Genomic DNA, 5,970 nt, shown 5'->3' on the forward strand with positions numbered 1-5,970 from the left:
GGCGTGGGCGGGTGGGCCGCTGTGGCGCCGTGGTGGGGCGGCGGTGGTTGGGGGGTTCTTCCGGCGCGCAGGTCGTCGACGTATCTTTTGGCGCTTGCGAGGTCCAGGCCGGTCTGCTCGCGTACGAGTTTGATCGCGGCTATTGCCTTGCCTGCGGTGACCAGGGCGGTTGCCTGCCAGTGCAGTTGTGAGGCGTCGAGTTGCGGTCGTGGGCCGCTGTTCCGGCGTGGGGCGCGCCGTGCCGATGTGACCGCTATGCCGATGATCAGGGTGACGATGACGACCGGCAGAGCCAGGATGATCAGCAGCTCTGTGGGTCCGAGATTCGGCATGAGGTGATCGTACGATTCCGTAGTGGCTGTTTCGTCCCTGTTTTCGTGGTGGCTGGGAGCGGGGCGGGCCGGTCGGCTGCCTCTCGTCTTTCTTTTGCGCGGGCCGGCCGCCCCCTGTTGAGACTTTCCTATAGGCGCTGCGGGCGGCGGCATGTGTGATCGTCTACTTTGGGCGGGTGGATGTGATCGGTGATCTTCTGGATGGGGTCCGGGCGCTGGGCGGGGTGTTCGGCCGGCCGCCGGGCTGTCCCCCGTGGTCGCTGCGGTTCGTGGCGCCGGCCCGGCTGTCGCTGGCGACGATGGTCGCCGGCCGGGCATGGGTGGTTCCCTCCGGTGGCCGGGCGCGTGCGCTCGGGCCGGGCGATGTGGTGCTGGTGGGCGGCGGGCGGCCGTTCGTGATCGCCGATTCGCCGCGGACCCCGCCGCAGATCGTCGTGCACGGCGATGAGTGCCGGGGTGAGCTCGGTGCGGGCGGCTGGGCGCGGGGAGGCGCGTTGCTGGTGACCGGCGCCTGCCAGGTGGGCGGGGAGCTGCCGGGGCGGCTGCTGGCCGTACTGCCCGATCTGCTGGTGGTGCCGGGCGGGGATGGGCGGCTGGCGCCGGTGCTGGAGCTGGTGGGTGCGGAGGTCACCGGTGCGGCGCCGGGCCGGCAGGTGGTGCTGGAGCGGCTGCTGGAGATGCTGCTGGTGGTGACGGTGCGGGCGTGGTTCGCGCGTGAGGAGGCGGACGCGCCGGGCTGGTACACGGCGCTGGAGGACCCGCGGATCGGGCGGGTGCTGCGGATGATCCATGACGCCCCGGCGGCGGGCTGGACGGTGGGGTCGCTGGCCGGTGCGGCGGGGATGTCGCGGGCGGCGTTCGCGCGCAGGTTCACCGCGCTGGTGGGCCGGCCTCCGCTGGCGTATCTGACGGAGTGGCGGATGGCGCTGGCGGCCGAGTCGCTGGCGCGGCCGGGCACGACGGTGGCGGCGGCGGCCCGTCAGGTGGGCTATGCCGACGCGTTCGGCTTCAGCGCGGCCTTCAAGCGGGTGCGCGGGGTGAGTCCGAGCGCGGTGCGGGCAGGCGGGTGAGCGCCCGTCGCGCTGCGGGCGGGTTGTTGTCGGTGGCGGCCGCTACGGTCGGCACATTCGAGGAAGGGTGTCCCTGAAACCATGCGGCCAGCGGATCTGAATCGTCTCACCGTCCAGGAGTCGGCCGATCGCTATGTGGAGCTGATCCGCGCCAAGACGTTGACGGGCGCGCTGTCGCCGGCGACGGCGGAGGTCTACGCGCGGGATGTGGCCACGTTCGTACGGCTGGCGGGTGAGGGCAGGGTCCTGGACGACCTGACCGGTGAGGATGTGGATGCGATTTTGCTGGCTTTCGCGCGTAAGCCCGACGGGCGGCGGGCCGAGCCCGGCGCCGGGCTGCAGTCGGCCTCCTCCCAGTCGCGCTTTCGCCGGTCGGTCTCGGCGTTGTTCAAGCATGCGACGCTGGCGGGCTGGGTGCAGGTCAATCCGATGGCGCTGGCGACGGTGACGGCCAAGGAGCGCGGGGGGTTGCGTCCGGAGCGGCGGGCGCTGACCCGTGAGCAGGCTCAGGGGCTGATCGGTGCGGCGCGGGATCTCAGTGGTCACCGTGGCGACGGCGGCGGCCGGGGTGATGCGGGGGTTCCGGACGGTGCGGGGGCCGCGCCGGCGAACGGTACGGGTGCGGAGCGCGGCCGGCGGCGTGACCAGCGTACCGAGCTGCGTGATGCGCTGATCGTGCTGCTGCTGTCGACGATGGGGCCGCGGGTCTCGGAGCTGGTGCGGGCGAATGTGGAGGATTTCTACACCAACGACGGGGTCCGTTACTGGCGGATCTTCGGCAAGGGCGGCAAGACGCGTGATGTGCCGTTGCCGGGTGACGTCGCCCGTGTGCTGGAGGCCTATCTGCTGGAGCGGGGCCGGGCCGGGGCGCCGGAGAAGGCGCTGCTGCTGTCGTGGCGGGGCAGGCGTCTGGCGCGGGGGGATGTGCAGGCGGTGATCGACCGGGTGCAGCGGCGGGTGGATCCCGACCGGCGGCGTTCGGTGACCCCGCATGGCCTGCGGCACACCACCGCCACCCATCTGCTGGCCGACGCGGTGGACATGGACGCGGTCCGGCGGGTGCTGGGGCACAGTGATCTGGCGACGTTGGGCCGCTACCGCGACGAGTTGCCCGGTGAGCTGGAGGTGGCGATGCGGGCTCATCCGCTGTTGCGCGGGCCGTCCGGCGGCCGGTAAGGGGATGGTGGTCCACGCCGGCGGCGCCGTTTCGGGGCGCCGCCCGGGTGGCCGGCCCACGGGCCAGAGGAAGGCCTCTTTGACGGCTCGCCGCCGGGGCTGTCCGTCGTGGGGGCTTGGCGTGGGGCTGTCCGGGGTCTGTCGTGGAGTGCCCGGGGTGGGGTGCCTGGGGTGGCTCAGGCGGCGCGTTCGGCGGCGGCGACCTCGGCCAGGACGTCCAGGGAGATGCCCAGGGTGTGGGCGAGGGCGGCGATGGTGAAGAAGGCCGGGGTCGGGACCCGGCCGGTTTCGATCTTGCGGAGGGTCTCGGCGGACAGTCCCGCGGCGGCGGCGACCTCGGCCATGCTGCGGGTGCCCCGCGCCTGGCGCAGGATCGCGCCCAGCCGGTGGCCGCGTTCGTGGTCGAGCTGGGTCAGTGGAGGGCGAACCATGGGAAGCACTCTAGCAACCGTGATAACAATACCGTCTTATGTGTCGGGTGTCCGAGGGGTGTCACATGGTCGAGATCGAGAGCGCGGCCGGGATGGAGGCCATGCGCGTGGCAGGCCGGGTGGTGGCCGGGGCACTGACCGCGGTACGCGGGCACGCGGCGGTGGGGGCCGGCCTGCTGGAGCCGGACGAGGTCGCCGGGGCGGTGATGGCCGACGCGGGCCAGGACCACACCGCCCGGTGGAGCCGGAGCCGTCCTTCGGTGGCGTCGGCACCGCCTGTGCCCGCCGCATCGGTCAGCAGCGGTGCGAGGTCGGCGGCGAATTTCCCGGACGGGAGCACGCTTTCGGCCACCCCGCACAACACCTCTGCCCAGGCCTACGCCGGTGGGGCGCTTTCGGCCTCGGGGCAGCGACCGGTGGCGATGAGCCAACCGTCCTGCTCCAAACGCTCGGTCAGCCGCCCGAGCAGTGCTGACTTCCCCAGCCCCCCTCTCCCGTTGCATCAACCGCCTCAAGCAGTGGGGCGGCCTGGCCGCACGGTGCGACAAATTCACCCTCGCCCACCAGGGCGAAAGAGCCCACCGGCTAAAATGCCCGGTGTGGACGCGTTGATCGCCCGCTGCCGCACCGAGATCGCCCCGGGCGCGGTTCACGTGCCCGACTGGCTGAGCGCCGACCTGCAACGGCAGCTGGTGCGGGCCTGCCGCGCCTGGGCGCGGCCCCCGCTGGGGATGGAGCACATCCGGCTGCCCGGCGGCGGCCTGATGTCGGTGCGCACGGTGTGCCTGGGCCGGCGCTGGCGCCCCTACCGCTACACCGACGAGCCGGTCGAGCCGCTGCCGCAGTGGCTGGCGGAGCTGGGCCGCGCGGCGGTGGCCCAGACCCTGGGCGGCCCCTACGACCCGGACGTGGCGCTGGTCAACTTCTACGACGACGCGGCCACGATGGGCATGCACCAGGACAGGGACGAACGCGCCGCGGCACCGGTGGTCTCCTTGAGCCTGGGAGACGCGTGCGTGTTCCGGTTCGGCAACACCGCCACCCGCGCCAGGCCCTGGAGCGATGTCCGGCTGGAGTCGGGCGACCTGTTCGTATTCGGCGGACCCTCCCGGCTGGCCTTCCACGGCGTACGGCGGATCCTGCCCGGGACCGGCCCGCACGGCCTGATCAGAGGACGGCTCAACATCACGCTGCGCCAGTCGGGTCCGGCGCTGCCCGGCCGGCTGCCGTCAGCCCCCCGTCGGACGCTCCCTCACCCCCCGGCCCCGGCGTGATCGACGCCACCCCGCGGCCGGGCCGCACAGGCCCCTACAGCCCCCTAAGCTGGGGGCGTTCCCGGACCTGAGGAGAGGTGTCCGCTGTGCCGACCGCACTGCGTCTGTTCCGTTATGTGGCGATCGCCGAGGCGTGTTCATGGGCGGGACTGCTCGTCGGCATGTTCTTCAAATACATCGCAGACTCCGGCGACCTCGGGGTGAAGATCTTCGGCCCGGTCCACGGCCTGCTGTTCGTGCTGTACGTGGCCGGGGTGCTGGCCGCGGCCCGGGTGGCGCGCTGGGGTGTGGGCACGATCGTGCTGGGTCTGGCGTGCGCGGTGCCGCCGTTCACCTCGCTGTGGTTCGAACGGCGCATGCTGGCCGAGCGGCGCGAGCCGGTCGCGGCCTGACCCCCTCGGGGCGCTCCCCCGGTTCTTCCCCCACGCCTTGCCTCACCCGCCTCCCAGCACCGCCCGCGTCACCGCCCGGCACCGCCCGGGGCAGGTGAGCACATCGGTGGAGTCGCCGAACTGGTCGACCGAGCCGACCGCAGGCAGAGCCCGCACCCACGGGTCGGCGATGGCCTCGCTCAGCGCGTCGGCGAACCGCCCGCCGTCGATGACCTCGAAGGGCCGCTGATGGAAACCGCGCGTGGTGGTCTCCAGCGGCTGGCTCAGGCCGAGCCGGTTGTGCATCTGGGCCAGCCGCTCGTAGGCGCGGCCCAGATGCCGTTGCCGGTCGCGCCACCCGTCGGCGGCCAGCGCGCCCGACAGCGCCTGGCCGATCTCGGCCGTGCCCGGAAGGCGGGCGAAGGCGCTGCCGAGCCATTTGCCGTACGGCGGGTAGCGGCGGCGCATCAGCAGGGCCAGCCGCATCAGGTCACGGGCCAGGCTGGCGGTCAGCACGGCCGAACCGAGATCGTCGCCGACCTCCCCGCACCGGCCCGGGAAGGCCTCCTGCTGGGCCAGGCGTCTCCACTGACAGGCCAGCACATACCGCCACAGGTCTTCCGGATACCAGCGTAGGGCGCTGCGGGCGGCCTCCAGCACGTGCAGGCCGTCGTGGAAGACCTCCCCGCGGGTGACCTCCGCCAGCCGCTGCCAGGGGGTGGCCAGCCAGTCCAGCGCACCGAAGTCCCCCAGCGGGTCGAAGCCGAGCCGCTCCTCCAGCCAGGCGGAGGCCCCGGCGACCTCGACGCCGTGCCCGGCGCCGAACGCGGTGGGATAGCCGCCGAAGGTCGCAGGCAGGCCCGCGGCGACCGACGCCCGCAGCGCTCCGGCCGTCTCGGGTGCGACGAACAGCACCACCCGGGGGCCCCAGTCATGGTCGGTGGAGCGTTCGGTGTCGAACGCCAGCACCTCCGAACCGGCGCCGATCAGCGCCGCGCTGTGCGGCACATCAGCGACCATCGGCCGCACAACCTGCGCATAGAAGTTACGCGAAAGCTCTAGACCAGGCACAAAACTGGGCATCATTTCGTCCACTCTGCCCGGCAGGACCGCCCCACGCACCAGGTTTTTCCCCCACCCGCCGCGACCGCCGGCTCACCCGCCCACGGTCGCGGCCGCCACCGGGCGCCCACGCATGCCCAGACGCTCATAGACGCCGATCGCCGCACAGTTGTCGGTGTCGACCATCAGGGCCACCCGCCCATGCTCGGCGGCCAGAGCGGCGAACGCGAAGCGGCACACCCGCTGGGCATACC

8 protein-coding genes are annotated in these 5,970 nt (G+C 72.8%); 4 read left to right on the forward strand and 4 right to left on the reverse strand.

Annotated features, from left to right (window positions below; translation table 11 throughout):
* A partial coding sequence (locus CA984_RS45725; protein ID WP_133061948.1) for a hypothetical protein occupies positions 1-332 on the reverse strand: 332 nt, incomplete at its 3' end.
* 176 nt (positions 333-508) lie between these two features.
* Between CA984_RS45725 and CA984_RS42015 the strand changes: the two genes are divergently transcribed.
* Both CA984_RS42015 and CA984_RS42020 read left to right on the forward strand, forming a co-directional pair.
* On the forward strand, positions 509-1,402 hold the full coding sequence (locus CA984_RS42015; RefSeq protein ID WP_086578904.1) for an AraC family transcriptional regulator: 894 nt from the start codon (positions 509-511) through the stop codon (positions 1,400-1,402).
* 81 nt (positions 1,403-1,483) lie between these two features.
* Positions 1,484-2,578 (forward strand): tyrosine-type recombinase/integrase, encoded by a 1,095-nt coding sequence (locus CA984_RS42020; RefSeq protein WP_086578900.1) that lies wholly within the window; start codon positions 1,484-1,486, stop codon positions 2,576-2,578.
* Between the two features lie 176 nt (positions 2,579-2,754).
* On the opposite strand, the gene CA984_RS42025 is transcribed toward CA984_RS42020, so the two are convergent.
* Positions 2,755-3,009 carry a helix-turn-helix domain-containing protein gene (locus CA984_RS42025; protein WP_012891057.1) on the reverse strand — a complete coding sequence of 85 codons (255 nt, stop codon included), beginning with the start codon at positions 3,007-3,009 and terminating at the stop codon, positions 2,755-2,757.
* A 61-nt stretch (positions 3,010-3,070) separates the two neighbouring features.
* Positions 3,071-3,361, reverse strand: coding sequence for a hypothetical protein (locus CA984_RS46815; RefSeq protein ID WP_086578901.1), 291 nt, complete (start codon positions 3,359-3,361; stop codon positions 3,071-3,073).
* Positions 3,362-3,599: 238 nt separating this feature from the next.
* On the opposite strand from CA984_RS46815, the gene CA984_RS42035 reads away from it, so the two are divergent.
* Both CA984_RS42035 and CA984_RS42040 read left to right on the forward strand, forming a co-directional pair.
* Positions 3,600-4,283, forward strand: coding sequence for an alpha-ketoglutarate-dependent dioxygenase AlkB family protein (locus CA984_RS42035; RefSeq protein WP_086578902.1), 684 nt, complete (start codon positions 3,600-3,602; stop codon positions 4,281-4,283).
* Positions 4,284-4,369: 86 nt separating this feature from the next.
* Positions 4,370-4,675, forward strand: coding sequence for a DUF3817 domain-containing protein (locus CA984_RS42040; protein WP_086578903.1), 306 nt, complete (start codon positions 4,370-4,372; stop codon positions 4,673-4,675).
* Positions 4,676-4,717: 42 nt separating this feature from the next.
* Here the strand turns inward: CA984_RS42040 and CA984_RS42045 are convergent, their stop codons facing one another.
* Positions 4,718-5,674: a DUF4037 domain-containing protein gene (locus CA984_RS42045; RefSeq protein WP_341351762.1), complete on the reverse strand. Its 957-nt coding sequence runs from the start codon at positions 5,672-5,674 to the stop codon at positions 4,718-4,720.
* Between the last annotated feature and the right edge of the window lie 296 nt (positions 5,675-5,970).

Origin of the sequence: Streptosporangium minutum (assembly GCF_002149035.1) — a bacterium.
Classification (GTDB): Bacteria; Actinomycetota; Actinomycetes; order Streptosporangiales; family Streptosporangiaceae; genus Streptosporangium; species Streptosporangium minutum.

Coding starts and splice junctions, on each gene's coding strand:
- CA984_RS42025 (WP_012891057.1), bottom strand. CDS start 3,009: ATGGTTCGCCCTCCACTGACCCAGCTCGACCACGAACGCGGCCACCGG.
- CA984_RS42045 (WP_341351762.1), bottom strand. CDS start 5,674: ATGGTCGCTGATGTGCCGCACAGCGCGGCGCTGATCGGCGCCGGTTCG.
- CA984_RS42035 (WP_086578902.1), top strand. CDS start 3,600: ATGCCCGGTGTGGACGCGTTGATCGCCCGCTGCCGCACCGAGATCGCC.
- CA984_RS42020 (WP_086578900.1), top strand. CDS start 1,484: ATGCGGCCAGCGGATCTGAATCGTCTCACCGTCCAGGAGTCGGCCGAT.